Source organism: Mesorhizobium sp. M7A.F.Ca.US.005.03.2.1, from assembly GCF_003997795.1.
GTDB lineage: Bacteria > Pseudomonadota > Alphaproteobacteria > Rhizobiales > Rhizobiaceae > Mesorhizobium > Mesorhizobium ciceri.
In genome coordinates this window covers 1-1,064 of the sequence record NZ_RZRP01001322.1, presented here as the reverse complement: position 1 = coordinate 1,064, position 1,064 = coordinate 1, and the positions used below count along the sequence as shown (strand labels likewise).

The window sequence follows — 1,064 nt, the reverse complement described above, 5'->3', positions numbered from 1 at the left end:
ACGCTAGCGGATGTTGAGGAGCCAATAAATGGCAACCGTGAAATTCCTCAACCATGTCCAAGGAAAATCCGGCATCAGTCCCGTTGGCCAGGACGGTTACGGCCGCCCACCTGTTGACTTTTCTTGGCTTGGCCGCTCCTCTTGCAGGGCAATCTTGGCCGGAGCAGGTGAACGGCCGGGATTCGAATGGAGGGGACTGATGAGATTTCGTTTTCTGCTTGTGGCCGCGACCATCATGGCCGCGGTGTTCGGGACGTCCGCCGCGGCCTTCGCCTACAGCGCTCACACCTCGACCAACCTCAACGTCCGCAGCGGGCCGGGAGCGGGATACGCCAAAGTGGGAACGCTGCCCGCCGGCTTCAGAGTCAATGTCACCGGCTGCCAGCCGGGCTGGTGTAGAATCCATGGCGGTGGCGTGAGCGGCTGGGCCAGCGCCGGTTATCTCGAACGCTCACAGATCGTTCGCCCGCCAATCATCATCGTGCGTCCGCCGCATCGGCCGCCACACTGGCACAAGCCGCACCGTCCTCCGCACCATCGGCCGCCGCACAGGCCGCGTCCCGGCAAGTGCAAGATCGCGCCCGGCTTTCCTTGCAGGTAAGGCCGACCGGTTGAACGATAGATGAGCCGCTGGCCCCGATCCGAGCCTGTTCAGCCGGCGGATATCCCGCTCAGGCAATGTCCACCGTGCTGTCAGGAGCCTGCCTGTCGGCGGGAACGTCGTGGATGAAACCGCGTTAGACCCCTCGATCCCCGAAATTGGTGACGAGGTTGGCCATGGCCATTCGCGATTTTGCACATACGCACGAAGGGGCAGGTGGCGATGCTCTCGCAATCCCCACCGTCGCCGCGATGATTGCGGTGCTGTTTGCCGGCAGCACGGTGCTGACGCCGCTCTACATCGTCTACAAGCAGCAATTCGGCTTTTCACAAATCACCCTGACGCTGATCTACGCCGTGTATGTCGTCAGCAATCTGGCGGCACTTCTGATGTTGGGCAGCGTCTCCGATATTGTCGGACGCCGGCCCGCGAGCCTGGCGGCCATGCTCGTCGCCATCGTCAG

General features: G+C 62.6%; 1 protein-coding gene and 1 pseudogene. Both read left to right on the top strand.

All coding sequences use genetic code 11. The features are described from left to right. The first annotated feature begins 199 nt into the window (after positions 1-199). Positions 200-601 carry an SH3 domain-containing protein gene (locus EN991_RS37440; protein ID WP_127370586.1) on the top strand — a complete coding sequence of 134 codons (402 nt, stop codon included), beginning with the start codon at positions 200-202 and terminating at the stop codon, positions 599-601. A 176-nt stretch (positions 602-777) separates the two neighbouring features. Continuing rightward, positions 778-1,064 (top strand): annotated as a pseudogene (locus EN991_RS37435) (MFS transporter); the annotation flags it as partial.